This window comes from Stutzerimonas kunmingensis (assembly GCF_900114065.1).
Classification (GTDB): domain Bacteria; phylum Pseudomonadota; class Gammaproteobacteria; order Pseudomonadales; family Pseudomonadaceae; genus Stutzerimonas; species Stutzerimonas kunmingensis.
This window is the reverse complement of the sequence record NZ_FORS01000009.1, coordinates 12514-38928: the sequence shown is the minus strand read 5'-3', so window position 1 is coordinate 38928 and position 26415 is coordinate 12514. Positions and strand designations below refer to the sequence as shown.

The following is a 26415-nucleotide window of genomic DNA, read 5'->3' as shown; positions in this document are numbered from 1 at the left end:
AACGAACTACACGCCACCCCGTGCCGCGGCAGGTTCGAGGCTGACCCACCAGGCCAAGCGTCGCTCGATGCGCACCGGCAGCGTCGCCGCCAGCGCATCCAGCACACGCTCGGTGTCACCGAGGGGAAAGGCGCCGACCACGCGCAGATCGGCGATACGCGGATCGCAGCCGAGATAGCCGTGTCGATAGCGCGACAGTTCGACGAGGAAATCTTCCAGGCGCTGGTTGTCGGCCAGTAATACGCCGCTCGCCCAGGCCTGATGTTCGGCGCGGGCCGCTGACAAGGGGGCGATGTAGCGGCGACTGAAATCGGTCTGCTGCCCGGCCGCCACACGGGTGATGCCTAAGCCATCCAGCTGGATATCCACAACGCCGGCGAACACGCTCAGGCGGGTATTGCCATCTTCCTGGCGCAGCGAGAAACGCGCGGCCTGTTCGCTGCGCACGCGACCTTCACGACTAGTCAGCAGCAACGGCCGCCCGCCTTGGCTGGGCGAGGCATCGACCAGCAGCTCACCGCGGTAAAGCGCCAGCCTGCGCGCGGTCGCATCATCGGCAATATCCACCGCGGTATCGGTGTTCAGCCAGATCTGCGAGCCATCAGCCAGGCGCAGATCGCGCACCTCACCAACCGCGGTCCGCTCATCGGCCGTCCACTGTCGCCAGGGCAGCGATCCGCCGGCCAGGCTCAGTGCCGCGCCGCCACAAAGCACGGACAACACCTTCAGTGCCTGGCGACGGTTCGGTTGGCGGCTGTGCAACATCGCGCCGGCAGTGCTCCCGACGGCATTGTCGGCCAGCGGCTGGAACTGGCCACTGATGCGTTCGACCTTGGCCCACGCGCGGGCATGTTCCGGCTGTTCCAGCCACGCGCTCCAGGCCTGGCGCTCGCCAGCGCTGGCCGCACCGGACTGCAACACGGCAAACCACTTCGCCGCTTCCTGCAGCACGCGGTAATCGATGCCCATCAGTCCTCCGCCACCAGCAGCAGGCAATGCAACATGGCCTGAGCCATGTACTTCTTCACCATCCGCTCGGAAACGCCGAGTTCGATGGCGATTGCGGCGTAGGTCATGCCCTGCAGCTGCGACATGAGAAAGGCGCTGCGCATCTTCGCCGGCAGCTGGGCCAGCATGGCGTCGACCTGCAGCAAGGTTTCGACGATCAACGCCTGGGATTCCGGCGATGGCGCCACGGGCTCGGGTTGCAGTGCCAGCGCATCAAGATAGGCCTGCTCGATCTGTCGGCGCCGCCAATGGTTGATCAACAGGCCCTTGGCGATGGTATGCAGGTAGGCTCTGGGTTCGCGGATGGCGCCCATGTCCTGATCCTTGGTCATCACCCGCACAAAGGTGTCCTGCGCGAGGTCGGCGGCCCGATGATTGCAGCCCAGCTGGCGCCGCAGCCAGCCGTTAAGCCAGCCGTGATGCTCGGCATAGAGCCGATGTAGCATCTGCTGTCGAACCATACCTTCAGTTGCCATGCGGCCTCCCATGAGCGCTGCAGGCGTTAATGCTAACGCTTCTCAACAACACAAATCCATCAGCAATCGTTGTGTCGCGATCTTTGCCGACCGCTGCCCGTTCGGGCACCGTACGGAAAAAGCTCGACTAGGCTGAAGGAACAACCCATCTCCGGAGGCACACTCATGACCCAACTGCCACGTCTGGCCGCTTTCGCGCTCCTCTTCCTGACGCTAATGCCCGCCCATGCGCAGCAGATCCTGCCGGGCCTCTGGGAATTCAGCAGCGGCGATATACAGGTGGATGGCCAGCAGATGCCGGGCATGGACGCGATGCTGGCGCAGATGGAGAACCTGCCCGCCGACCAGCGCCGGATGATGGAGGAGATGCTGGCCGCGCAGGGCGTGAAACTCGGCGGCAAGGGCGTGCAGATCTGTCTGAGCAAGGCTCAGGTGGAGTCCGATGAGCTGCCCTTCCAAGATGATCCGGCCTGTACCCAGGAGATCACCGAGCGTGGCGACAAGCTGTGGAAATTCAGGTTCGAGTGCCCTGATGCCCGAGGTCAGGGCGAGACGCGCTTCATCAGCGACAAGGAGTTCGTCAGTACCGTGGAAAGTGAATACCGCCAAGGCACCGAGACCGGTACCTCGCGAATCGAATCCCACGCGCGCTGGATAGCGGACGATTGCGGCGCATTGAAACCGGCTCGGTAGAAGGCAACCGGGAAATCAGCAGGGGTTCCACGTGAAACCCCCATGACTGCTGGGCGGGAGTCAGTTCTTCTCCCAACTGCCCTGGTTGTTCTGCTCGCAAGCGGGCTGGAGAAAGCGCGCATCACTGGCGATGCCGTAATAGTGAATGTCCTGCCGGTACGGCATGTTCGACACCTGCGCGTTGCGGCAGACACCGAAGGCCCCGTCCGGGCACTGATCAACGAACTCGACTTCGACCTCGTGATCCTTCAGCTGCGGCTGACAGAAGCCGGTGCGGAACAGCTCTGCGGGAATGTTGATGTTTGCCTGGCAAAGCTTCACTGCCACGCGGTCGTCGTGGCTGTTAATGACGCACGCTTCGGCCATCACGTCGCCAGCGACGAGCAGGCTGCACAGGGCTGTCAGCAAGAACGGTAACCGCACGATTTCACCTCTCCGAGAATCGCCGGCGACTTTAACATGAGCCACCCGCCCCTTTCAGACCCAGCGCAAAATGCGCACCATAGCCGCCATGCTCGAACATATCCCGACCCATCTCATCGGCGGCCCGCTCGGCGCCGGCAAAACCAGCCTGATCCGTAATCTGCTCGATCAGAAGCCAGTCGGCGAGCGCTGGGCGGTGCTGATCAACGAGTTCGGCCAGATCGGGCTAGATGCCGCGTTACTGACGACCAAAGCAGACGGCATCAGCCTGGCGGAGATCCCCGGCGGCTGCCTGTGTTGTGTCAACGGCGTGCCGTTCCAGGTCGGCCTGGCGCGCCTGCTGCGTCAGGCAAAACCAGACCGCTTGCTGATCGAACCCTCCGGCCTGGGCCACCCGGCGGAATTGCTGCGGCAGCTCAGGCAACCGCCATGGCAGAACGTGCTGAGCGTCCAGCCAACCGTACTGGTACTGGATGCCGCCGCCCTCAGCCGCGGCGAACCCCTGCCCGACAGCCAGCAGCAGGCCCTGGCCCAAGCCGGCCTGCTGCTGATGAACAAGAGCGAAACGCTGGACCAACCCAGCCGTACCCGACTGGCCGAGCAGCTGTCTGGGCAGCCGCTTTACTGGACCACGCAAGGCCAGCTGTCCCTGGAACAGCTTCCCGGTATCGGCGCACGCGCCAGTGAACCGACACGCGCGACCACCCTGCCCTCCGGGTCGGCGACGCTGGCGCAGGTGTGGCTCGATCCGCGCCAGCCGATCTGCCAGGTTCAGGCGACAGCAGAGCACTGGAGCATCGGCTGGCGCTGGCACCCGAGCCAGCGCTTCGATCTCGGCCAGCTCTCGCAATGGCTGACGCGCTGGCCCTGGCGTCGCGCCAAGCTGGTAATTCACGGCCGCAGCGGTTGGCAGTCAGCCAACGCGCTGGACGGCCAGGCGTTGGTCTTCAGGAGCAGCGAATGGCGGCGGGATTCAAGGATAGAGCTGATCTTCAGCGAACCTCAGTCGCAGGCGGAACTGCAACAGGGCATGGTCGAGTGCCTTATCGACGAATGACCTGTCATTCGCGGGGGCGGCGCCAGTCGTCCAATTGAATCACCCTCCCCGGCTCGTCGGCGGGCTGAAACGGATGCGCCGCCAGTTCGATACGACCGACCTGCGCACCGAACATGACGATGGTGCCTGGGTGGCGCTGCTCACCAGTGACGGTGAACTCGAAACCGTAGATACGCGCGAGCCGGCGCTGGCCGCGTGCATCCGGCAACAGCGTCAGCTTGCGAAAGGCTACATTGCCGTCGAGCAATTCCACATCGAGCTTCTGGCAGTGCCGGCGCACCGCCTGCAGGGCGCGCTCGCGAATACCGTGGGAGTGCCACAGCCAGGCGCCGGCGGCAGCCAGCAGCATGAACAGAAACAGATTGCTCAGAGTCAGCATGAAGTAACGGAAAGTGTCCGGCGGGCGCACAGCTTAACAGGCCGTCGCGGCGCCGCCGTGTCGATACCGTCGTATATCCGCTTCAGCTTTCCAGCCAGACGTCGCGCGCCCAATGCCAGACGGTCTCCCAGGTTTCCTCATCGGTCAGCTCGCAGTCGTCGCCGTCCCACAGGGTGACTTCGCCTTCCAGATCGACCACGTAGTAGTCGCGCCCGTCCTGGCAGATCGGGATCAGATCGCGCGGCACGCCGGCATCCCAGGCATTGGCGGCGACTTCCGGCAGGTAGGTGTGTGACTGCGGATCGGTGGCGGTGACCGGCTCCAGGCGCCCGTAAATCACATCGCTGACCTGAAGCAGGAACTCGCGCAGGCCGAACGGGAGGTTGATCAACAGCTGTTCCTCGATCTCCACCAAGAGATCGTCGTCGGGCAGTTCCAGCGGTACCGGCACCGGCTCGTTGAGCTCGCGCAGCTGTTCGATGACTTCTTCCACACCCCACCTCCTGTCGTATGCCCCTGGGCAAGGCCCGTTTATACAGCCCGCCGGATTGGCGAGCTAGTTCTGTCGCGTTAAAGTGCATGGCCTAGCGAAACGCTCGGTTAAGACCTTCACAGCGACTTGCCCGATTCAGTACGCACAATTGCGGAATTTTAGGTAGCAATTTGCATTGGTGCCTGCCAGACACGTCTGGTCCGCTCGGACCTGAACAAGGACACGCAATGACCACTACCGAAGCCCAGGAATTGCTCCAGGCCATCGACCGATGCGCCGACGAGCCGATCCATATCCCCGGTAGCATCCAGCCCCATGGCTTCCTGCTGGTGGTCAGCGAACCCGAACTGCGCGTGCAGCAGGCCAGTGAAAACGTTCAGCACTGGCTCGGAATCGACGCCCGCTCGCTACTCGGTCAGCCACTGTCGAACCTGCTGCCCACCGCACGCCTCGAAGCCGGTCTCACGGCACTGAGCGAAGACGACCACAACCCCTTTCACCTGAGCGATGTGAGCATCGGTCTCACTGGTGTCGCCGGCCAGGCGTTCGCCCTGCTCGGCCATCGCCATCGCGGCCAGCTGATCCTCGAATTCGAACGCGCGGAAACCTCGGGCCAGGCCTACGACACCCTCTACCCGCTGATGCGCACCTTCGTCGCCCAGCTGCAGGACAGCCGCGAGCTCGAAGCGCTCTGCCAACTGGCGGTTCGGGAGGTCAAGCGCATCACCGGCTTCGGCCGCGTCAAAGCCTATCGCTTCGATGCCGAAGACAACGGCGTGGTGCTGGCAGAGGTCGCCGACCCCGGCTATCCAAGCTACCTCGGGCTGTGCTTCCCGGCCGCCGACATTCCTCAGCAGGCGCGCAGGCTGTATCGCGAGAACCTGATCCGGGTGATCCAGGATGCCAACTATCAACCCTCGCCACTGGTGCCGGCGCTCAATCCGGTCTCCGGCGCGCCACTGGACCTGAGCTTCGCCGCATTGCGCAGCGTTTCCCCGGTGCATCTGCAGTACATGCGCAACATGGGCACGCTGGCGTCGATGTCGATCTCCATCGTCATTCGCGACCGCCTCTGGGGGCTGATCTCCTGCCATGATGCCGAACCGCGTGCGGTCAGCTACCAGACCCGCACCGCCTGCGAGCTGCTCGGCCGCATCCTCTCGCTGCAGATCGAGGCGAGGGAAAGCGAGACCCTCGCGCAGCGCAAGCTGGAACTGCGCCACCAGATCGTCCACCTGCTCGCGGCGATGGCCGATCGCGACAGCGTGGTCGAGGGTTTCCGCCATCTCCCCGAGGTGGTGCTGGGGTTCGCCGGTGCCGACGGCGCGGCGATCATCTCCGCCGACAAGTGCGAAACCGTCGGCGACACGCCGGAGCATGAACAGATCCTGCAGCTGGCGCAGTGGCTGGGCGAACGGCGCGACGAGCTGGTCTTCCACAGTGACTGCGTCGGCCGCGACATCCCCGGCATGCCGGCGCTCGCCGAGCGCTGTGCCGGGGTCATGGCCATCTCCATCTCGCGCCTGCACGCGCACTATCTGATCTGGTTTCGCCACGAGCAGATCAAGACCGTCAACTGGGCCGGTCAGCCGGAAAAACAGATCGACCGTCAGAGCGGTGCGCTCACTCCGCGACACAGCTTCGAACAATGGCAGGAAACCCTGCGCGGCTATGCGCAGCCCTGGGATCAGGTGGTGATCGAGGGCGCGCTGGAGTTGCGCAATGCGGTGCTCGGTATCGTCTTGCGCAAAGCCGAGGAAATGGCCCAGCTGGCCGGCGAGTTGCGCGCCAGCAACAAGGAGCTGGAGGCCTTCTCCTACAGCGTGTCCCACGACCTGCGCGCACCGCTGCGGCACATCGCCGGCTACACCGAGCTGCTCAGCGAGATGGAAAGCAAGCAGTTGAGCGAACGCGGGATGCGCTTTCTCGACAACATTGCCGACGCCGCACGCTTTGCCGGCACGCTGGTGGACAACCTGCTGAGCTTCTCGCAGATGGGCCGTTCGGCATTGCGCCTGTCGGATGTCAACCTCGCTGCATTGGTTGCCTCGATTCGCGAGGAGCTGGTACCCGATTGCGAAGGTCGCCAAATCGAATGGCACCTACTGCCAATGCCGGTCGTCGTCGCCGATGCCGCCTTCATTCACATGGTGTTGCGCAACCTGATCGACAATGCGGTCAAGTACAGCCGCACCCGGGAGGTGGCCGTCATCGAAGTGGGCGCCGAGCAACGCGCCGGCGAGGTGGTGGTCTATGTGCGCGACAACGGCGTCGGCTTCGACATGCAGTATTCGAGCAAGCTGTTCGGCGTGTTCCAGCGCTTGCACCGCATGGAGGAATTCGAAGGCACCGGCATCGGCCTGGCGAGCGTGCGTCGCATCATCGAGCGCCACGATGGCCAGGTCTGGGCCGAAGGCCAGCTGGACAAGGGCGCCACGTTCTACTTCTCACTCCCCAAATTGTCCTACACATCGTCCCTCCTGGACCGAGACATCTGATGCTGAAACCGATACTGCTGGTCGAAGACAACCCTCACGACCTGGAACTCACCCTGATCGCGCTGGAACGCAGCCAGCTGGCCAATGAAGTGGTGATCATGCGTGACGGCGCCGAGGCGCTGAACTACCTGCAGCGCACCGGCGCCTACGCCGATCGCGCCGATGGCAATCCGGCAGTGCTGCTACTGGACCTGAAGCTGCCCAAGGTCGACGGTCTGGAAGTGCTCAAGACCGTACGCGAGACCGCCGAGCTGCGTAGCATTCCAGTGGTCATGCTGACCTCGTCGCGGGAAGAACCCGACCTGATGAAAGCCTACGAGCTCGGGGTGAACGCTTACGTCGTCAAACCGGTCGAATTCAAAGATTTTGTCGCCGCAATCTCCGACCTCGGCATCTTCTGGGCCGTGCTCAACGAGCCACCACCCGGTTCGCTGCGACTCAAGCGCGCGCGCAACAAAGACGAAAAGAACTGAACGAGCATTGCCGGCCCGCGCCTGGCGGGCCGTTTCGATGATTCCTGCTTCCTCGACAGGATGGATATGCCAGCGTCAAAGAACATCAGCGTCCTGTTCATCGAGGACAGCCCGCACGACGCCGAACTCGCCCAGCTGGCGCTGGAGCGCAGTGGCTACACCCTGCACACCGAACTGGTCTACAGCCATGCCGGCGTCGTGGAAGCGCTACAGCGACGCGCCTTCGACCTGATCCTGGCTGACTTCATCCTGCCAGGCTTCTCCGGCAGCCAGGCGTTGCAGGAAGCGCGTCGACTGGCACCGCAAACACCCTTCATCTTCCTTTCCGGCGTGTTCGGCGAGGAGCATGCGGTCAACATGATGCGCTCCGGCGCCGTCGACTACGTGCTCAAGCAGAACCTCGGCTTTCTACCCAAGGCAGTGGAACGGGCACTGGCCGAAGTCAACGAACGACGCCGCCGCCTGCAGGCCAAGCAGGCTTTGCGCGAGGTCGAGGTACGCGCACGCCTGGCGATCGACGCGGCACGCCTGGGCATGTGGGATTACGAACCGCAGAGCGGCACGCTGATCTGGGACCAGCGTTGCCGGGCCATGCTCGGCATCGGCGCACAGGACCCGGTGGACATGCCGCTGTTCGAACGCCTCTGCCACCCGCAGGACCGCGAGCGGATACGCGAGGAAATCGCCCGAGCCATCGGCGGCGAAGACGGCGGCGAGTTCTGCACAACCTATCGCGTGCTTTTCGATGACGGCAGCCTGCGCTGGATGGAGACCCGCGGCCAGGCGTTCTTCGAAGGCGACCAGTGCCTGCGCTTCGTTGGCGTGGTGATGGACATCACCGAGCAGCAGCTGGCGACCCAGACCCTCAAGCAGATGAACGAAACTCTGGGCGAGCGGGTACAGGAGCGCACCCGCGAGCGTGACCGCACCTGGGAGTTGTCCCGCGACCTGCTCGCGGTCACTCACCTGGACATGATGCCGGTCGCGCTCAACCCGATCTGGGAGCATGCTTTCGGCTGGCCGCTGGAACAGCTCATGCAGCACCCGCTGACCTGGTTGGTGCATCCCGACGATTTGCAGGCGACGCTTGAAGAAAATGCCCGCGTCGGCCAAGGCAAGGTCACCAACCGCTTCGTCAATCGCATGCGCCATCGCGACGGCAGTTACCGCTGGCTGTCCTGGTCGGTGGTCGCCGATGACGGACGTATCTACTCCGCGGCGCGGAACATCACCAGCGAGATCGCCGCCGTCGACAAACTGGCCGAAGCCAACCGCGAGCTGCGCGCGCAGATCCAGGAACGCGAACGTGTCGAGGCCACGCTGCAGCAGATGCAGCGCCTCGAAGCCGTAGGCCAACTGACCGCTGGCGTCGCCCATGACTTCAACAACCTGCTGACGGTCATTCTGACCAGTGCCAGCTTTCTACAGAGCGACCTCGAGCAGGGTGCCCAGCTTGCGGCGCTTGCAGTACATCCGCGAATCCGGCGAGCGCGGCGCGACGCTGACCAGCCAGTTGCTCGCCTTCGCCCGTCGCCAGCAGCTGACGCCAGCAGCGATCGACCTCAACGACACCCTGGTCAGCCTGCTCAGCCTGCTGAAAAGCACCCTAGGCGGTAGCGTCAGCATCGAGACCGATACCCAGGCCAATATCTGGCACGCGCTGGTGGACCCAACCCAGATCGAGATGATCATTCTCAACCTGGCAATCAATGCCCGTGACGCCATGGGTGACAGCGGACGCCTGACGCTGGGCACGCGCAACGTGGTGATCAGCGAACCGGCACTGCGCGCCGAAGATCCCAGCCCAGGCGAGTACGTGGTGCTTTCGGTAACCGATACCGGAACCGGCATGAGCGAGGAAGTGCTGAGCAAGGCATTCGAACCCTTCTTCACCACCAAGGAAGTCGGCAAGGGCTCGGGATTGGGCCTGGCGCAGGTCTTTGGCTTCGCCAAACAATCCGGTGGCGGTGCATGTATCGAAAGCCGCGAGGGCATCGGTACGACGGTCAAGGTGTTCCTGCCGCGCACCGCTGCACCACAGCAGGTGGAGCCGGCCCTGGCATTGAGCTCCGGTACGCGCGAAGACAACAGCCAGCACAGCATTCTGCTGGTGGACGACGATCACAGCGTGCGCGAGGTTACCGCGCTGATGCTGCAAGACCTCGGCTTCGCGGTGACAGAGGCGGAAAGCGGCGCCCATGCTTTGCAACTACTGGCGTCCGATATCGAAGTCGACCTGCTGCTGGCCGATTTCGCCATGCCAGGCATGAACGGCGGTGAGTTGGCCCGTGCCGCGCGTGTGCGTCACCCCGAGCTGCCAGTGATTTTCGTGACGGGCTACGCCGAGTTGTGCGAACTGGGCTTGGCTGGCTACTCGGTGATCCAGAAGCCGTTTCGTGAGGAACAGCTGGCGAGCAAGATTCATCTGGCTTTGAACGAAGGCAGCCTGACCGATGGCTGAGCTGCGCGCACGCCTCAGACAGGCCACGGCGCCACTGCATGAGCAAGTAGATGCCGCCTTCTCGGATTTCAGCCTCGAGCAGCCAGACGATTATCGTCGCTTCCTGCGTGCGCACAGCCGGGTCCTCAGCGCCGCGGAGATCGCGCTGGAGCGCGCCGGTTTCACCGCTCTGCTCGACGACTGGCCGATGCGGGTGCGCCGTCATGCCTTATGGGCCGATCTGGCCGAACTGGAATGCCCGTCTCCAGCAGCGCTGTCGATACCGTCATTGAACGATTTCGCCAGCTGCTGGGGCGTCGCCTACGTGCTGGAAGGGTCACGCCTGGGTGGCCGCGTGCTCGCACGGCGTGTACGTCAGGCCAACCAGGCCGTCCCCATTCGTTACCTCGAGCATGGTGAGGTCGCCAGGCTCTGGCCGGCCTTCCTCGCCCGTCTCGAACAGCATGCTGCCAGCTGCGCCTGGGAACCGATGCTGCTCGCCGCCGAACAGACCTTCGCGCTGTTCGCCGAAGCTGCCGCGCTGGAACACGACTGCGAATACGGCTGAAAGCACAAAGGCCCCGCAGGGCCTTTGCTTTACGCAACAACAACACGCTCTCTGGCGCGCTCGCCGGTCACTCCACCGTGACGGACTTGGCGAGGTTACGTGGCTGGTCGACATCGGTACCGCGCAGCACGGCAACGTAGTACGACAGCAGTTGCAGCGGCAGGGTATAGAGGATCGGCGCAAGAACATCGTGGATATGCGGCATGTTCACCACGAAGATCCCTTCACCATTGTCGAACCCGGCTTCACGATCGGCAAAGACGATCAGCTCGCCACCACGGGCGCGCACTTCCTGCAGGTTAGACTTGAGCTTCTCGAGCAACTCGTTGTTCGGCGCCACCGTGACCACCGGCATGTCGGCGTCCACCAGCGCCAGCGGGCCGTGCTTGAGCTCACCGGCCGGGTAGGCCTCGGCATGGATATAGGAAATTTCCTTGAGCTTGAGCGCACCCTCCATCGCCACCGGGTACTGAGCGCCGCGGCCGAGGAACAGGGTGTGATGCTTCTCGGCGAAGTGCTCGGAAATCTTCTCCACCGTAGCATCCATCGCCAGCGCCTCGCCCAGGCGGGTCGGCAGCCGGCGCAACTCGTCGACCAGTTCGGCCTCCAGCGCAGGGGAAAGCGTGCCCCGGACCTGGCCCAGCGACAGCGTCAGCAACAGCAGACCAACCAGCTGGGTGGTGAAGGCCTTGGTCGAAGCCACGCCGATTTCCGGGCCGGCCTGGGTGAGCAGGGTCAGGTCCGATTCGCGCACCAGCGAACTGATGCCGACGTTGCAGATCGCCAGGCTCGCCAGATAGCGACCTTCCTGCTCGGAGCGCGCCTTGGCGTTACGCAGCGCTGCCAGCGAATCGGCCGTCTCGCCGGACTGGGAGATGGTGACGAACAGGGTGTCCGGCTGCACCACCACCTTGCGGTAGCGGAATTCGCTGGCAACCTCGACCTGACAGGGTATGCTGGCCAGTTCCTCCAGCCAGTAGCGCGCGACCATGCCGGCGTGATAGCTGGTGCCACAGGCGACGATCTGCACATTGCGCACTTTGGCGAACAGCTCGGCGGCTTGCGGTCCGAACGCCTGCACCAGCACCTGATGATCGCCTAGCCGACCTTCCAGCGTGCGCTGCACCACCTTCGGCTGCTCGTGAATCTCCTTGAGCATGAAGTGGCGGTACTCGCCCTTGTCCGCCGCCTCGGCACCTTCGTGGTACTGCACGGCCTCGCGCTGCACCGGCTGGCCGTCGACATCCCAGATCTGCACCGCATCGCGGCGGATTTCCGCGATGTCGCCCTCTTCCAGATACATGAAACGGTCGGTGACCTGACGCAGCGCCAGCTGGTCCGAGGCGAGGAAGTTTTCGCCCAGGCCCAGACCGATCACCAGCGGGCTGCCGCTGCGCGCGGCGAGCAGGCGATCCGGCTGCCGCGCACTGATCACCGCCAGTCCGTAGGCGCCATGCAGTTCCTTGACTGCCGCCTTCAGCGCAGCGGTGAGGTCGCCGAGCGAATCGAGCTTGTGGTGCAGCAGGTGCACGATGACTTCGGTGTCGGTATCCGAGACGAATACGTAACCCATCTCCTTGAGCTGAGCCCGCAGCGCCTCGTGGTTCTCGATGATGCCGTTGTGCACCACGGCCAGATCATCACCGGAGAAATGCGGATGGGCATTGCGCTCGCAGGGCGCGCCATGGGTTGCCCAGCGGGTATGCGCAATGCCTAGGCGGCCGGCCAGCTGCGTGTGTTGCTGAGCCTGCTCCAGTTCGGCGACCTTGCCATTACGGCGCAGACGCTCGAGTGTGCCGTTCTCGTCCAGCACGGCAACGCCGGCACTGTCATAGCCACGGTATTCCAGGCGCTTGAGGCCCTCGAGAAGGATCGCGGTGATGTTGCGTTCGGCGACGGCGCCAACAATGCCACACATGCTCAGGTCTCCAGATTGGTTTCGACGGCCACGCAGATCAGTTTGACGCCGCGGGCCAGGATGCTGCTGCGCGCCTCGTCGCTGAGGCGCTCATCGGTAATCAGGGTGTGCACGCTGCTCCAGGGCAGCTCAAGATTGGGGATGCGCCGACCGATCTTGTCGGCCTCGGCGAGCACGATGACTTCCCGCGCGACGTCGGCCATCACTCGGGACAACCCTAGCAGTTCGTTAAAGGTGGTGGTGCCCCGCTCCAGATCGATGCCATCGGCACCGATGAACAGTTGGTCGAAGTCATAGGAGCGCAGCACCTGCTCGGCGACCTGGCCCTGAAAGGATTCCGAATGTGGATCCCAAGTGCCGCCGGTCATCAGCAGCACCGGTTCATGCTCCAGCTCGCGCAGCGCATTGACCACGTTCAGCGAATTGGTCATCACCACCAGCCCGTGCTTGTGGCCGAGCTGAGGAATCATCGCCGCCGTGGTGGTGCCGCTGTCGATGATGATCCGCGCGTGCTCGCGGATGCAGCCAACCGCAGCACGGGCGATCGCCTGCTTCCAGGGCGAAACGGGCTGCACGCTGTCGCCGATCAGCTCCTGAGGCAACTGTACCGCCCCGCCGTAACGGCGCAGCAGCAGGCCATTCTTCTCGAGTGCGGCGAGGTCCTTGCGGATGGTGACTTCCGAGGTTTCAAAGCGCCGCGACAGCTCGTCCACACTGACCTCGCCGAGCTCGTTGAGCAAGGCGAGGATCGCGTGGCGACGTTGTGGAGTGTTGCGCTTCGACATAGATATGTTTCGATTCGAAAGATAACGGCGCGAATCAAAACATAAGTGCTTACGGGCTGCAAGCTGCTGGCGATCCGGCGTCACCCACCAACAGTGGGAAGCAGGCCGGCATCCCGCGCCGAACGCGGATCTACGACTGCTTCTTCGGTCGCTGCCAGCCTTCGATATTGCGCTGGCGACCGCGGCCGAGGCCCAGGGTATGGGCCGGCACGTCCTCGGTGATCGTCGAACCGGCGCCGGTCGTTGCGCCATCACCAAGATTCAGCGGTGCAACCAGCGAACTGTTGGAGCCGATGAAAACGTCCTCGCCCATCACAGTCCTGAATTTGTTGGCGCCATCGTAGTTGCAAGTGATGGTACCGGCACCGATGTTGGTCCGCGCGCCGATCTCGGCGTCACCGAGGTAGCTGAGATGCCCGGCCTTGGCGCCATCGCCGAGGGTCGCGTTCTTCAGCTCGACGAAGTTGCCGACATGCGCCTTGGCGCCGAGCACGCTGCCTGGACGCAGCCGCGCGAACGGGCCGCAATCGGCACTCTCGCCGACTACCGCACCCTCAAGATGGGAGTTGGCCTTGACGATCGCACCGCGACGCAACGTGCTGTCCTTGATCACGCAGTTCGGTCCGATCTGCACGTCGTCTTCGATGACCACCGTGCCTTCGAGCACCACATTCACGTCGATCAGCACGTCTCGCCCGACCTCCACCTCGCCACGCAGATCGAAACGCGCCGGGTCGCGCAGCGTCACACCCCGGGCCATCAAACGACGAGCGGCACGCTGCTGGTAATGGCGTTCCAGCTCGGCCAGCTGGATACGGTCGTTGGCACCTTGCACTTCCATGGCGTCCAGCGGCTGCTCGGTGGCAACGCGCAGGCCGTCGGCCACAGCCATGGCGATGACGTCAGTCAGGTAGTACTCGCCCTGGGCATTGCTGTTGGACAGGCGACCCAGCCATTCGCCGATACGGCTGCCCGGTACGGCGAGAATCCCGGTATTGCCCTCGCGGATCGCCTTCTGCTCGTCGCTGGCATCCTTGTGCTCGACGATAGCCCGCACTTCGCCGCGTGCGTCGCGGACGATGCGTCCATAGCCGGTTGGGTCGTCAAGCTTCACCGTCAGCAGCGCGAGTTGCTCCGGCCCGACCTTCTGCAACAGGCGCTGCAGAGTGTCGGCTTCGATCAGTGGTACGTCACCGTAAAGGATCAGCACGCGCTCGGCCGACAGATTCGGCAACGCCTGGGCTACAGCATGGCCGGTTCCCAGCTGCTCGGCCTGAACGACGAAGGCGAGATCATCGCCGGCCAGTCGCTGGCGCACCTGCTCGGCACCGTGGCCAATGACCACCTGGATGCTTTTCGGCTGCAATGCACGCGCGGTGTCGATCACGTGCCCGAGCATGGATTTTCCGGCGACCGGATGCAGAACCTTGGGCAGCGCCGAACGCATGCGCGTGCCCTGGCCAGCGGCGAGAATGACGATATCGAGAGACATGAAGCGATTCCTGAGCGGTAGCGGCCCGTCAGCTCACCCGTACATAAGAGTGCAGCTGGTATCAGCGCCGACAAATGGCAGAAAAAGAAAAAGGGTAGCCAAGGCTACCCTTTTACTCGTGCGCGATGAAGTCGCTTGCCGATCAGTGTCGGCCGTACTTCTTGCGCATTGCCTCGATGGTTCGCAGCTGGGCTGCGGCCTCGGCCAGGCGAGCGGCGGCGGAGCCGTAATCGAACTCCGCGCCCTTCTCGTGCAGGGCCTTCTCGGCAGCTTTGACGGCAGCCTGAGCGGCAGCTTCGTCGATGTCCTTGGCGCGCGTAGCGGTATCGGCGAGAACCTTCACCATGTTCGGCTGCACTTCGATGAAGCCGCCGGAGATGTAGAAGATCTCCTCGTCACCACCCTGCTTGATCACTCGAACCGGACCCGGCTTGAGATCAGTCAGCAGCGGCGCGTGACCCGGCAGAACGCCGATGTCACCCAGGTTGCCGTGGGCGACGACCATTTCCACCAGCCCCGAGAACAGCTCTTCTTCCGCACTGACGATGTCGCAATGCACTGTCATAGCCATGTTCATGCCTCGGTAATCAGCCTGACCAGCAGCTGCCGGTCAGGCTGGTTGGCGCCCGCGAACGGGCGCGCCAGTTACAGTTTCTTGGCTTTCTCGATGGCTTCGTCGATGCTGCCGACCATGTAGAACGCCTGTTCCGGCAGATGGTCGTAGTCGCCATTGAGGATGCCGGAGAAACCACGGATGGTTTCCTTCAGCGGAACGTACTTGCCTGGCGAGCCAGTGAAGACTTCGGCCACGAAGAACGGCTGGGACAGGAAGCGCTGGATCTTACGAGCGCGGGATACCAGCTGCTTGTCGGTCTCGGACAGTTCGTCCATACCGAGGATCGCAATGATGTCCTTCAGCTCTTTGTAGCGCTGCAGCACGTACTGAACGCCGCGAGCGGTGTCGTAGTGCTCCTGGCCAATCACCAGCGGATCCAGCTGACGCGAAGTCGAGTCGAGCGGATCGACCGCCGGGTAGATACCCAGGGAGGCGATGTCACGCGACAGTACGACGGTGGCGTCGAGGTGGGCGAACGTGGTCGCCGGGCTCGGGTCGGTCAGGTCGTCCGCAGGTACGTATACGGCCTGTACCGAGGTGATCGAGCCGTTCTTGGTGGAGGTGATGCGCTCCTGTAGAACGCCCATCTCTTCGGCCAGAGTCGGCTGATAACCTACCGCGGAAGGCATACGACCCAGCAGCGCGGATACTTCGGTACCGGCCAAGGTGTAGCGGTAGATGTTGTCGACGAAAAGCAGAACATCACGACCTTCGTCACGGAACTTCTCGGCCATGGTCAGGCCGGTCAGTGCAACGCGCAGACGGTTTCCCGGCGGCTCGTTCATCTGGCCGTAAACCAGGGCAACCTTGTCCAGAACGTTGGAGTCCTTCATCTCGTGATAGAAGTCATTACCTTCACGAGTACGCTCACCCACACCGGCGAACACGGAGTAACCGCTGTGCTCCATCGCGATGTTACGGATCAGCTCCATCATATTTACGGTCTTGCCTACACCGGCACCACCGAACAGACCGACCTTACCGCCCTTGGCGAACGGGCAAACCAGGTCGATAACCTTGATGCCGGTTTCCAGCAGCTCGTTGCCGCCAGCCTGCTCTGCGTAGGACGGAGCAGCGCGGTGGATGGTCCAGCGCTCTTCTTCGCCGATCGGGCCGGCTTCGTCGATGGGGTTACCCAGGACGTCCATGATGCGGCCCAGGGTCTGCTTGCCGACCGGTACGGAGATACCGGTGCCGGTGTTGACGACGTCCAGGCCACGCTTGAGGCCTTCGGTCGAACCCATGGCGATGGTACGGACAATGCCGTCGCCCAGCTGCTGCTGGACTTCCAGGGTGGTCTCGGCGCCTTGAACTTTCAGCGCGTCATAGACGTTCGGTACCACATCGCGCGGAAATTCCACGTCGATAACGGCGCCGATGATTTGAACGATACGTCCGCTACTCATGTTTGGTTCCTCTGAATATTTGAACCGTTCTTAAACCGCGGCAGCGCCGCCGACGATTTCCGAAATTTCCTGAGTGATCGCAGCCTGACGGGCCTTGTTGTAGACCAGTTGCAGGTCGCCGATCAGCTCACCGGCGTTGTCGGTTGCGTTCTTCATGGCAATCATCCGCGCGGCCTGTTCGGCTGCGCCGTTCTCAACCACCGCCTGATAGGCCTGGGACTCGATGAACCGTACCAGCAGAGCATCCAGCAGCTGCTGGGCGTCCGGCTCGTAGAGGTAGTCCCACTGACCTTTCTTGACCGGCTCGGCGTTCTCGTCTGCGGCCAGCGGCAGCAGTTGGTCGACCGTGGGCTTCTGGGTCATGGTGTTGATGAACTTGTTGGATACCAGGTACAAGCGATCGATACGGCCATTGTGGAAGCCGTCCAGCATGACCTTGACGCTGCCGATCAGATCATTGATCGACGGCTCTTCGCCGAGGTTGCCGATCGCTGCGACGACGTTGCCGCCGAAGCTGCGGAAGAAGCTCGCGCCTTTGTTGCCGATCACGCAGAGGTCGACTTCGACCTTCTGATCGTGCCACTCCTTCATGTTCTTGATCAGGACCTTGAACAGGTTGATGTTCAGGCCACCGCAAAGACCACGATCGGTCGACACGACGATGTAGCCGACACGCTTGACCGGACGCTCTACCATGAACGGATGACGGTATTCCGGGTTGGCAAAGGCCAGATGGCCGATTACCTGTCGGATCCGCTCCGCATAAGGGCGGCTGGCAGCCATGCGCATCTGTGCCTTGCGCATCTTGCTGACCGCCACCTTTTCCATGGCGCTGGTGATCTTCTGCGTGCTTTTGATGCTCGCAATCTTGCTGCGAATCTCTTTTGCGCCTGCCATTTGACACCTATCGGGTTAGCAGGCGGGAGCCTCACGGCTCCCGCTGCGGCTTACCAGCTTTGAGTGGCCTTGAACTTCTCGATACCGGCCTTCAGGCCTGCGTCGATTTCGTCATTGAAGTCACCCTTCACGTTGATCTTCGCCATCAGATCGGCGAACTCGCGGTTGAAGAAGGCGATCAGGGCCTGCTCGAAGGCGCCAACCTTGGCCACTTCCACGTCCGTCAGGAAACCGCGCTCGGCGGCGTACAGGGACAGGGACATGTCGGCGATGGACATCGGCGCGTACTGCTTCTGCTTCATCAGCTCGGTAACGCGCTGACCATGCTCCAGCTGCTTGCGGGTCGCTTCGTCGAGGTCGGAAGCGAACTGCGCGAACGCAGCCAGTTCACGGTACTGAGCCAGAGCGGTACGGATACCACCAGACAGCTTCTTGACGATCTTGGTCTGGGCAGCACCACCAACACGGGATACCGAGATACCGGCGTTGACGGCCGGACGGATACCTGCGTTGAACATGGCCGATTCCAGGAAGATCTGACCGTCGGTGATGGAAATCACGTTGGTCGGAACGAACGCGGAAACGTCGCCCGCCTGGGTTTCGATGATCGGCAGAGCGGTCAGCGAGCCGGTCTTGCCAGTTACGGCACCGTTGGTGAACTTCTCGACATACTCTTCGGAAACGCGCGACGCACGCTCCAGCAGGCGGCTGTGGAGATAGAACACGTCGCCCGGATAGGCTTCACGTCCCGGCGGACGACGCAGCAGCAGGGAGATCTGGCGGTACGCCACAGCCTGCTTAGACAGATCGTCATACACGATCAGCGCGTCTTCACCGCGGTCGCGGAAGTACTCGCCCATGGTGCAACCAGCGTAAGGCGCCAGGTACTGCAGGGCAGCGGATTCGGAGGCGGACGCAGCGACAACGATGGTGTTGTGCAGTGCGCCGTGCTCTTCCAGCTTGCGAACCACGTTGGCGATGGTCGACTGCTTCTGACCAATGGCAACGTAAACGCAGCGGATGCCGCTGTTCTTCTGGTTGATGATGGCGTCGATGGCCAGGGCGGTCTTGCCGATCTGACGGTCGCCGATGATCAGCTCACGCTGGCCACGGCCTACCGGGATCATGGCGTCGACCGACTTGTAACCGGTCTGCACCGGCTGGTCGACGGACTTACGCCAGATCACGCCCGGCGCAACCTTCTCGACCGCGTCAGTTGCCTGAGCGTTGATCGGGCCTTTGCCATCAATCGGGTTACCCAGTGCGTCGACTACGCGGCCCAGCAGTTCCGGACCAACCGGAACTTCAAGGATGCGGCCGGTGCACTTGGCGCTCATGCCTTCGGTCAGGCCCAGGTAGTTACCCAGAACCACGGCACCTACGGAGTCCTGCTCCAGGTTCAGTGCCATACCAAAGATGCCGCCAGGGAACTCGATCATTTCGCCGTACATGACGTCGGCCAGACCGTAGATACGTACGATACCGTCAGAAACGCTGACGACGGTGCCCTCATTACGGGCTTGAGCAGCGACATTCGATTTCTCGATGCGCTGCTTGATGATTTCACTAATCTCGGAAGGATTCAGTTGCTGCATGCCATGACCCTCAAATCAGGATTTCAACGATTCGGCCAACTGGCTCAGTTTGCCGCGGACCGAACCGTCGACAACCACATCACCGGCGCGAATCAACACGCCGCCGATCAGCGCAGGATTCACGGCCTGCTGGAGGTTGACGGTGCGATCTAGCCGCTTCGACAGGGCGGCAGCCAAAGTTTGGAGTTGCTCGTTGCTGAGCTCGAAGGCGGTTTCAACTTCTGCCTCGAGCGTTTTCTCGGCTTGCGCCTTGATGTCCTCGTACAGCTCCCACACGGTCGGCAGTACCGACAGGCGATCATTCTCGCCAAGGGTCTGGACGTAGTTGCGGAAAGCTTCGTCGGCGTCGTCACCGAGTAGACGCACCAGCCCCTGGACCTTGCTTTCGCTGGTCAGGCGGGGGTCGTTCAGCAACGCTGCGACTTCTGGGACTTCAACAGCGATGGCGGCCAGGTTCAGCATTTTCGACCAGGACTCGGTCGTTCCTGCGGCGCTGGCAAACTCGAAAGCGGCTTTCGCGTATGGCCGAGCAAGCGTCTGGGTATTGATCATCGCTTGCCTCGCTTAGAGTTGGGAGGCCAGTTTTTCGACCAGCTCGTTGTGCACCTTGGCGTCCACCTGGGACTCCAGGATCTTCTCTGCACCGGCGACGGCAAGAGCCGCTACCTGATTGCGCAGTTGGTCCCTGGCACGGTTCACTTCCTGTTCGATCTCGGCGCGGGCGCCGGCGACCAGTCGCTCGCCTTCGACACGTGCCTGCTGCTTGGCTTCCTCGATGATCGCATTGGCGTGCTTGTTCGCCTGCTCGATGATCTGGGCTGCCTGCTCCTTGGTCTCGCGGAGGGTGTTGGACACCTTGTCCTGAGCCAGTTTCAGGTCTTGCTGCGCACGGCCTGCCGCATCCAGTCCTTCAGCGATCTTCTTCTGGCGCGCTGCCATGGCTGCCGTGATTGGCGGCCAGACGAGCTTCATGCAGAACCAGACGAAGATAGCGAAGGCGAGCGTTTGACCGAACAGCGTCAAGTTAATGTTCACAGCGATTTACCTCGTGCTATCTCGTTCAACGCGGGAGTCATTCCACGGCGACGGGGCTCGCCCGGCGAACCCCATCTCAAACCGGAAAGTGATTAACCGGCGACAACGAAGATGAGGTACATCGCGATACCAACGCCGATCATCGGCACGGCGTCGAGCAGGCCGGCCATCAGGAAGGTTTTGGTTTGCAGCTGGGGAGCCAGCTCAGGCTGACGAGCAGTGGATTCCAGCAGCTTGCCGCCCAGCAGGGCGAAGCCAATACCGGTGCCCAGGGCACCCAGACCGATCATGATAGAGGCGGCGATGTAGACGAGTTCCATGTAAAGCTCCTGAAGCTAAGGGGGGTTAAGGTTTTTCGGTTAAAGCGTTAGCGGTTTTCAGTGATGTTCTTCATGGGCAGAGCTCAGGTACACCACCGTCAGTACCATGAAGATGAAGGCCTGAAGCGGGATCACCAGGATATGGAAGATCGCCCAAGGCACATTCAGGGTCCACTGCACGTAGAACGGCAGCAGAGCGATGAGGATGAACACCACCTCACCGGCATACATGTTGCCGAACAGACGCAGCGCGAGGCTGAGCGGCTTGGTCAGCAGGCCGAGAATCTCGAGGAACAGGTTGAACGGCACCAGCGACCAGTGGTTGAACGGAGTGAACGCCAGCTCCTTGCTGAAGCCACCGAAACCCTTGACCTTGACGCTGTAGAAGAGAATCAGGATGAACACGCCGAGCGAAAGACCGAAGGTACCGTTCGGGTCGGCGGTTGGCACGATCTTGAACGCCGGAAGGCCCAGCAGGCTGGCCAGACCCGGGATGTAGTCGACCGGAATCCACTTCAGGCTGTTCATCAGGAACACCCAGACGAAGATGGTCAGCGCCAGCGGAGCGATCAGAGCATTGCGGCCGTGGAAGGTGTCCTTCACCACGCCTTCGACGAACTCGACGCACATCTCGACGAAGTTCTGCAGCTTGCCCGGTACACCGGTCGTGGCGGACTTGGCGGCGCTGCGGAACAGCAGGATGAAGATGGCGCCCATCAGCAGCGACCAGCCGAGGGTATCCAGGTGGAATGCCATGAAGCCCATGTCACGAGCTTCCAGACCCGTCTGAGCGATGGTCCAGGTGGCCTGATCGAGAACGGAGCCATCAGCACGCTCGTAACCTGCCGGCAGCTTGCCGTAGGTGAGGTTTTGCAGGTGGTGCTGGATATATTCAGCGGGGGTACTCGCCATAAACGCCTCAATGCTCAATGCTTCGGATTGTTTTTCATCAGCAGGAGCGCGCTTGCTCCGACACCCAGAACCAGCAGATAGCCGGCAAACAAGGCGATCGGTTCCAGCGGTTTCACTCCCACGAACACCAACGCAAAAAGCGCTGCTGCCAGAATCTGTTTACCCATCTCGCCAGACCAGAACGACTGGATGATCGCCTGAGTCGAACGTGCGCCAAAGTAACGAAAGGCCTTGTACGCGAAATACACGTTCGCTGACAGCGCAATCAAACCACCGCACAGCGCGGAGTAGCCGGCGACCATACCAAAAACCAGGCCACATGAGACAGCGGTCACTACTACGACCATTGCCTGCATCAGCAATACGCGAAATGCCGGAAGGCGATGGAAGGGTGTTCTGTTGCGTATGTTCACCTGAATTCCATCGCTGTAGCAGGCCGCGTAAATAATTGTCCGCAGTCAAAAAAGCGCGGCGAGTATAGGAGCAGGCCAGCCAGGGTTCAACTCTCCGGTAGTATTTTCCGACCGGCACTACAAACAATTTGTATCAGCGGATGTGGGCCAATACACCCTGCAGTTCATCCAGCGAACTGTAGCGAATCACCAGCTGCCCTTTGCCTCTCTGTCCGTGCTTGATCTGCACCGGAGAGCCCAGGCGTTCCGCCAGGCGCTGCTCCAGACGGCTGATGTCCGGGTCGACCTTGACTTCGGCTTTCGGTGTTTCCTTGCTGCTCAACCACTGACGCACCAGGGCTTCGGTCTGGCGCACGGTCAGGCCACGTGCGACAACGTGCCGCGCGCCTTCGACCTGCTGTTCCGCCGGCAGACCTAGCAATGCCCGCGCGTGGCCCATCTCCAGGTCACCGTGTGACAGCAGCGTCTTGATCTCTTCCGGCAGCGCAATCAGGCGCAGCAAATTGCTTATCGAGACACGCGACTTGCCTACCGCGTCGGCAACTTGCTGCTGGGTCAGCTGGAACTCCTGTTGCAAGCGCTGCAGCGCGACGGCTTCCTCGATCGGATTCAGGTCTTCGCGCTGGATGTTCTCGATCAGCGCCATGGCAATGGCCGCTTCGTCCGGCACTTCGCGAACCAGCGCCGGCACCTTCTCCAACCCGGCCTGCTGGCTGGCACACCAGCGACGTTCACCGGCGATGATCTCGAAACGGCCACCGCTGACGGGACGCACCACGATCGGCTGCATCACGCCGTGGTTCTTGATCGACTGGGCCAGCTCCTCCAGGGCCTGCGGGTCCATATCGCGGCGCGGCTGGTACTTGCCGCGCTGGATCAGGTCCAGCGGCAGGTGCTGGAGTTCACGGGTATCGACCTTCGCAGCCTCTTCCTGCATTGCCGAAACACTGGCGCCGCCGAGCAGGGCATCGAGTCCACGGCCTAGGCCTCTTTTCTTGGTCGCCATGAGTAGTCCTTATGCGGGGGCGCCACGCGCCGACTGACGCTGGCGTCGCGACAGTTCACCGGCCAGGGCCAGATAGGCCAGAGCGCCCTTGGATTGCTTGTCGTAGACCAGCGCCGGCATGCCGTGGCTGGGGGCCTCGGCGAGCCGGACGTTGCGCGGGATAACGGTGTCGTAGAGTTTGTCGCCGAAATGCGCCTTGAGCTGTTCGGATACATCGTTGGTCAGACTGCTGCGCGGGTCGTACATGGTGCGCAGCAGGCCTTCGATCTTCAGGCTGGGGTTGAGCGCCTGGCCGATACGCTGGATCGAATTGACCAGATCGGTAAGCCCTTCGAGCGCGTAATACTCGCACTGCATGGGAATGATGACGCCGTCCGACGCAGCCAGCGCGTTGATGGTCAGCATCGACAGCGACGGCGGGCAATCGATGAGGATGTAGTCGTAGTTCTCCCGCACCGGTGCCAGTGCTTCACGCAGGCGTTTTTCCTTGGCCGGCAGATTCAGCAGGGCCACTTCCGCCGCGGTCAGGTCGCGATTGGCCGGCAGCAACTGATAGCCGCCATGCTCGGAGAACTGCATGGCATCCACCAGGCTGCATTCGCCGATCAGTACGTCGTAGATCGAGTACTCCAGCCCGAGCTTGTCCACACCGCTACCAGTGGTGGCGTTGCCCTGGGGGTCGAGATCGATCAGCAGCACGCGACGGCGCGTGGCAACCAGCGAAGCCGCAAGGTTGATGCAGGTGGTGGTCTTGGCGACACCGCCCTTCTGGTTGGCAATGGCGAAAACTTTAGCCATGGTCAGTGTCTGTCCGGGTCATGAAGTGCGGCGCAGTATCAGCAGATGGCGCTGGCCTTGGCAACCGGGAACCTTGAGTACGTGACAGGCATCGAGGCGGAAGTCGGCGGGCAGCCGTTGCAGTTCGTCGTCCGGCTGCACGCCCTTCATCGCCAACCAGCGCGTCTGGGTATTGCCCAGATGCCGCGTCCAGCTGGCGAAGTCCTCAAGGGAACTGAAGGCGCGCGAGGTGATGCCGTCGAAGGCTTCCGCCGGCTGGAACTGCTCGACGCGGCTGTGCACGACTTCGAGGTTGGCCAGTTTCAGCTCCAGCTTCACCTGCGTCAGGAATCGCGTTTTTTTCCCATTGGAGTCCAGCAGCGTGAAGCTGCGATCAGGAAACACGATCGCCAGCGGCACGCCAGGCATGCCACCACCGCTGCCGACGTCCAGCAAGGTCTGTCCGGACTCGGCAACGAAGGACACCACGCTCAGGCTGTCGAGCAGGTGTCGCGAAACCATTTCGTCGGGATCGCGCACCGCGGTTAGGTTGTAGGCCTTGTTCCACTTGATCAGCAGTGCCAGGTAGGCCAGCAACTGCTGCTGTTGCCCTTCACTCAGCTCGACGCCTAGCGCCAGGGCGCCGCGCACGAGTTCGGCGGCATGGGATTCGCTGACCAGACTCATCAGGCGCTCTGCTCCAACTGCTGGCCGGCATTGCGCTTCTTCAGATGAATCATCAGCAGCGACACCGCAGCGGGAGTGACTCCCGGAATACGCGAGGCCTGCCCGAGCGTCTCAGGCCTTGCCTGACCGAGCTTGTGCTGAATCTCCTTCGACAAGCCCGGAATCGTCGTGTAGTCGAGATTCTCCGGCAAGGCGATGTTTTCGCTGGCACGCAGTCGTTCGATCTCGTCCTGCTGCCGTTCGATGTAGCCGGCGTACTTGGTCTTGATCTCGACCTGCTCGGCGACCTGAGGATCCTGCGCACCGTCACCGGTCAGTTCGATCAGGCTCTGGTAATCAATTTCCGGACGGGCCAGCAGATTGAACAGGTTGTACTCGCGAGCCAGCGGGCTGCCGAAACGCTCGGCGATGGCATCGCCCTGTGGTGTGCCGGGACGAACCCAGCAACTCTTCAGGCGCTGCTCCTCGAGCTCGATACCTTCGCGCTTTGCGCAGAACGCAGCCCAGCGGGCATCGTCCACCAGACCCAGTTCGCGACCCTTCTCGGTCAGACGAAGATCGGCATTGTCCTCGCGCAGGATCAGCCGGTATTCGGCACGCGAGGTGAACATCCGATAGGGCTCCTGGGTACCGAGGGTGATCAGGTCATCGACCAGCACGCCTAGGTAGGCCTCATCGCGACGCGGACACCAGCTGTCCTTGCCCTGCGCCCGCAGCGCAGCGTTGGCTCCGGCGAGCAGTCCCTGGGCACCAGCTTCTTCGTAACCGGTGGTGCCATTGATCTGGCCGGCGAAGAACAGCCCGCCGATCACCTTGGTCTCCAGGCTGTACTTGAGATCGCGGGGGTCGAAGTAGTCGTACTCGATGGCATAGCCCGGCCGCACGATGTGGGCATTCTCCATGCCACGGATGCTCTGCACGATCTGCAGCTGCACATCGAACGGCAACGAGGTGGAGATGCCGTTGGGATACAGCTCATGAGTGGTCAGGCCTTCGGGCTCGAGGAAGACCTGATGGCTGTCCTTGTCGGCAAAACGATGGATCTTGTCTTCGATCGACGGGCAGTAGCGCGGGCCGACGCCCTCGATCACGCCGGAATACATCGGCGAACGATCGAGGTTGGCGGCAATGATTTCATGCGTTCGCGCGTTGGTGTGAGTGATCCAGCAGCTGACCTGCGGCGGGTGCTGCTCACGATTGCCCATGAACGACATCACCGGCAGCGGTGTGTCGCCCGGTTGCTCGGTCATAAGAGAAAAATCCACCGAACGACCATCGATACGTGGCGGCGTACCGGTCTTCAGCCGACCGACGCGCAGCGGCAACTCGCGCAGCCGGTGAGCCAGGGCGATCGAAGGCGGATCGCCTGCGCGCCCGCCTGAATAGTTCTGCAGGCCAATGTGGATAAGCCCGCCGAGGAAGGTCCCGGTGGTCAGCACCACGGAATCCGCGAGGAAACGCAGCCCCATCTGGGTCACGACACCCCGGACCTGATCCTGCTCGACGATGAGGTCGTCCGCTGCCTGTTGAAATATCCACAGGTTCGGCTGGTTTTCCAGAGTGTCACGAATAGCAGCTTTGTAGAGCACGCGGTCAGCTTGCGCTCGGGTGGCTCGAACGGCTGGCCCCTTGCGGCTGTTGAGCACGCGAAACTGGATGCCGCCCTTGTCGGTGGCCATCGCCATGGCCCCACCCAACGCATCGATTTCCTTGACCAGATGACTCTTGCCGATGCCACCGATGGCCGGGTTGCAGCTCATCTGGCCGAGGGTTTCCACATTGTGGCTGAGCAGCAGGGTCTTCACGCCCATGCGTGCCGCTGCCAGCGCAGCCTCGGTGCCGGCATGGCCGCCGCCGATAACGATCACGTCAAAACGGGAAGGGAAGTCCACCACGCACCTCGTGCCTGTTCAGATGGGAATTTGGGAAGCCGCGAAGTATAGGGATTTAGCCAGTGCTAAAGAAGGGCTCTGAGCAAAAAATGACCAACCATCTGGCGGAGGCGAGTCGGTGGATAAACATTAGAAATAGAGAAGAAAATATATAAG

Annotated in this window: 26 protein-coding genes and 1 pseudogene; 6 read left to right on the top strand and 21 right to left on the bottom strand. The window is 62.3% G+C overall.

All coding sequences use genetic code 11. The features are described 5' to 3' along the window. Positions 1-6: 6 nt before the first annotated feature. On the bottom strand, positions 7-969 hold the full coding sequence (locus tag BM275_RS18285) for a FecR domain-containing protein (protein WP_090522779.1): 963 nt from the start codon (positions 967-969) through the stop codon (positions 7-9). Continuing rightward, positions 969-1484, bottom strand: a complete 516-nt coding sequence (locus BM275_RS18280) for a sigma-70 family RNA polymerase sigma factor (protein WP_090522777.1) — start codon at positions 1482-1484, stop codon at positions 969-971. Before BM275_RS18280 ends, BM275_RS18285 begins: the two co-directional genes overlap by 1 nt. Before the next feature lie 165 nt (positions 1485-1649). Between BM275_RS18280 and BM275_RS18275 the strand changes: the two genes are divergently transcribed. After that, positions 1650-2177: a DUF3617 domain-containing protein gene (locus BM275_RS18275; RefSeq protein WP_090522775.1), complete on the top strand. Its 528-nt coding sequence runs from the start codon at positions 1650-1652 to the stop codon at positions 2175-2177. A 60-nt stretch (positions 2178-2237) separates the two neighbouring features. Here BM275_RS18275 and BM275_RS18270 read toward each other — a convergent pair whose 3' ends face one another. After that, positions 2238-2600, bottom strand: coding sequence for an NADH:ubiquinone oxidoreductase (locus tag BM275_RS18270; RefSeq protein WP_090522773.1), 363 nt, complete (start codon positions 2598-2600; stop codon positions 2238-2240). A gap of 88 nt (positions 2601-2688) precedes the next feature. Between BM275_RS18270 and BM275_RS18265 the strand changes: the two genes are divergently transcribed. Beyond that, complete coding sequence (locus tag BM275_RS18265) at positions 2689-3657, top strand: CobW family GTP-binding protein (protein ID WP_473828331.1); 969 nt, start codon at positions 2689-2691, stop codon at positions 3655-3657. Positions 3658-3661: 4 nt separating this feature from the next. Here BM275_RS18265 and BM275_RS18260 read toward each other — a convergent pair whose 3' ends face one another. Continuing rightward, the gene (locus BM275_RS18260; protein WP_014822224.1) at positions 3662-4036 is read right to left on the bottom strand and encodes a DUF3301 domain-containing protein; all 375 of its coding nucleotides are present in this window, start codon (positions 4034-4036) and stop codon (positions 3662-3664) included. Between the two features lie 82 nt (positions 4037-4118). Then, entirely contained in the window at positions 4119-4529 is a 411-nt protein-coding gene (locus BM275_RS18255; protein ID WP_044313777.1) for an SMI1/KNR4 family protein, read from the bottom strand. Positions 4530-4756: 227 nt separating this feature from the next. Between BM275_RS18255 and BM275_RS18250 the strand changes: the two genes are divergently transcribed. The 4 genes and pseudogenes from BM275_RS18250 (at position 4757) to BM275_RS18235 (ending at position 10508) form a co-directional block, all read left to right on the top strand. Then, positions 4757-7027 carry an ATP-binding protein gene (locus BM275_RS18250; RefSeq protein WP_042924203.1) on the top strand — a complete coding sequence of 757 codons (2271 nt, stop codon included), beginning with the start codon at positions 4757-4759 and terminating at the stop codon, positions 7025-7027. Further along, the gene (locus BM275_RS18245; protein WP_023446463.1) at positions 7027-7500 is read left to right on the top strand and encodes a response regulator; all 474 of its coding nucleotides are present in this window, start codon (positions 7027-7029) and stop codon (positions 7498-7500) included. The genes BM275_RS18250 and BM275_RS18245 overlap by 1 nt, the downstream gene beginning before the upstream one ends. 66 nt (positions 7501-7566) lie before the next feature. Next, positions 7567-9961, top strand: a pseudogene (locus BM275_RS18240) (response regulator). After that, positions 9954-10508, top strand: coding sequence for a biliverdin-producing heme oxygenase (locus BM275_RS18235; protein WP_090522769.1), 555 nt, complete (start codon positions 9954-9956; stop codon positions 10506-10508). The pseudogene BM275_RS18240 and the gene BM275_RS18235 overlap by 8 nt, the downstream one beginning before the upstream one ends. A 67-nt stretch (positions 10509-10575) precedes the next feature. On the opposite strand, the gene glmS is transcribed toward BM275_RS18235, so the two are convergent. From glmS to mnmG, 16 genes are all read right to left on the bottom strand, one after another. After that, entirely contained in the window at positions 10576-12426 is a 1851-nt protein-coding gene (gene glmS, locus BM275_RS18230) for a glutamine--fructose-6-phosphate transaminase (isomerizing) (protein WP_090522767.1), read from the bottom strand. Positions 12427-12428: 2 nt separating this feature from the next. Further along, entirely contained in the window at positions 12429-13211 is a 783-nt protein-coding gene (locus tag BM275_RS18225) for a DeoR/GlpR family DNA-binding transcription regulator (RefSeq protein WP_090522765.1), read from the bottom strand. A gap of 130 nt (positions 13212-13341) precedes the next feature. After that, positions 13342-14703 (bottom strand): bifunctional UDP-N-acetylglucosamine diphosphorylase/glucosamine-1-phosphate N-acetyltransferase GlmU, encoded by a 1362-nt coding sequence (gene glmU / locus BM275_RS18220; RefSeq protein WP_090522763.1) that lies wholly within the window; start codon positions 14701-14703, stop codon positions 13342-13344. Between the two features lie 142 nt (positions 14704-14845). Continuing rightward, positions 14846-15274, bottom strand: a complete 429-nt coding sequence (locus BM275_RS18215; RefSeq protein ID WP_003303687.1) for a F0F1 ATP synthase subunit epsilon — start codon at positions 15272-15274, stop codon at positions 14846-14848. A 74-nt stretch (positions 15275-15348) separates the two neighbouring features. Then, on the bottom strand, positions 15349-16725 hold the full coding sequence (gene atpD, locus BM275_RS18210) for a F0F1 ATP synthase subunit beta (RefSeq protein WP_003303688.1): 1377 nt from the start codon (positions 16723-16725) through the stop codon (positions 15349-15351). A gap of 30 nt (positions 16726-16755) precedes the next feature. Then, the gene (gene atpG / locus BM275_RS18205) at positions 16756-17622 is read right to left on the bottom strand and encodes a F0F1 ATP synthase subunit gamma (RefSeq protein WP_014822269.1); all 867 of its coding nucleotides are present in this window, start codon (positions 17620-17622) and stop codon (positions 16756-16758) included. A gap of 50 nt (positions 17623-17672) precedes the next feature. Further along, a complete protein-coding gene (gene atpA / locus BM275_RS18200) occupies positions 17673-19217 on the bottom strand; it encodes a F0F1 ATP synthase subunit alpha (RefSeq protein WP_003291823.1) in 1545 nt (514 codons plus the stop codon). Positions 19218-19232: 15 nt separating this feature from the next. Further along, positions 19233-19769, bottom strand: a complete 537-nt coding sequence (locus BM275_RS18195) for a F0F1 ATP synthase subunit delta (protein ID WP_003291824.1) — start codon at positions 19767-19769, stop codon at positions 19233-19235. Between the two features lie 12 nt (positions 19770-19781). Beyond that, entirely contained in the window at positions 19782-20252 is a 471-nt protein-coding gene (locus tag BM275_RS18190) for a F0F1 ATP synthase subunit B (protein WP_014822271.1), read from the bottom strand. A gap of 92 nt (positions 20253-20344) precedes the next feature. Beyond that, positions 20345-20572 carry a F0F1 ATP synthase subunit C gene (gene atpE / locus BM275_RS18185; protein WP_003290909.1) on the bottom strand — a complete coding sequence of 76 codons (228 nt, stop codon included), beginning with the start codon at positions 20570-20572 and terminating at the stop codon, positions 20345-20347. A 57-nt stretch (positions 20573-20629) separates the two neighbouring features. Beyond that, complete coding sequence (atpB, locus tag BM275_RS18180; RefSeq protein ID WP_023446456.1) at positions 20630-21484, bottom strand: F0F1 ATP synthase subunit A; 855 nt, start codon at positions 21482-21484, stop codon at positions 20630-20632. A 14-nt stretch (positions 21485-21498) separates the two neighbouring features. Further along, positions 21499-21903, bottom strand: coding sequence for a F0F1 ATP synthase subunit I (locus BM275_RS18175; protein WP_371104282.1), 405 nt, complete (start codon positions 21901-21903; stop codon positions 21499-21501). 127 nt (positions 21904-22030) lie between these two features. Then, a complete protein-coding gene (locus BM275_RS18170; protein ID WP_090522761.1) occupies positions 22031-22903 on the bottom strand; it encodes a ParB/RepB/Spo0J family partition protein in 873 nt (290 codons plus the stop codon). 9 nt (positions 22904-22912) lie between these two features. Continuing rightward, the gene (locus tag BM275_RS18165) at positions 22913-23701 is read right to left on the bottom strand and encodes a ParA family protein (RefSeq protein WP_014822275.1); all 789 of its coding nucleotides are present in this window, start codon (positions 23699-23701) and stop codon (positions 22913-22915) included. 18 nt (positions 23702-23719) lie between these two features. Further along, on the bottom strand, positions 23720-24367 hold the full coding sequence (rsmG, locus tag BM275_RS18160) for a 16S rRNA (guanine(527)-N(7))-methyltransferase RsmG (protein WP_090522759.1): 648 nt from the start codon (positions 24365-24367) through the stop codon (positions 23720-23722). Next, positions 24367-26259, bottom strand: coding sequence for a tRNA uridine-5-carboxymethylaminomethyl(34) synthesis enzyme MnmG (gene mnmG, locus BM275_RS18155; protein ID WP_090522757.1), 1893 nt, complete (start codon positions 26257-26259; stop codon positions 24367-24369). Before mnmG ends, rsmG begins: the two co-directional genes overlap by 1 nt. Positions 26260-26415: the final 156 nt, after the last annotated feature.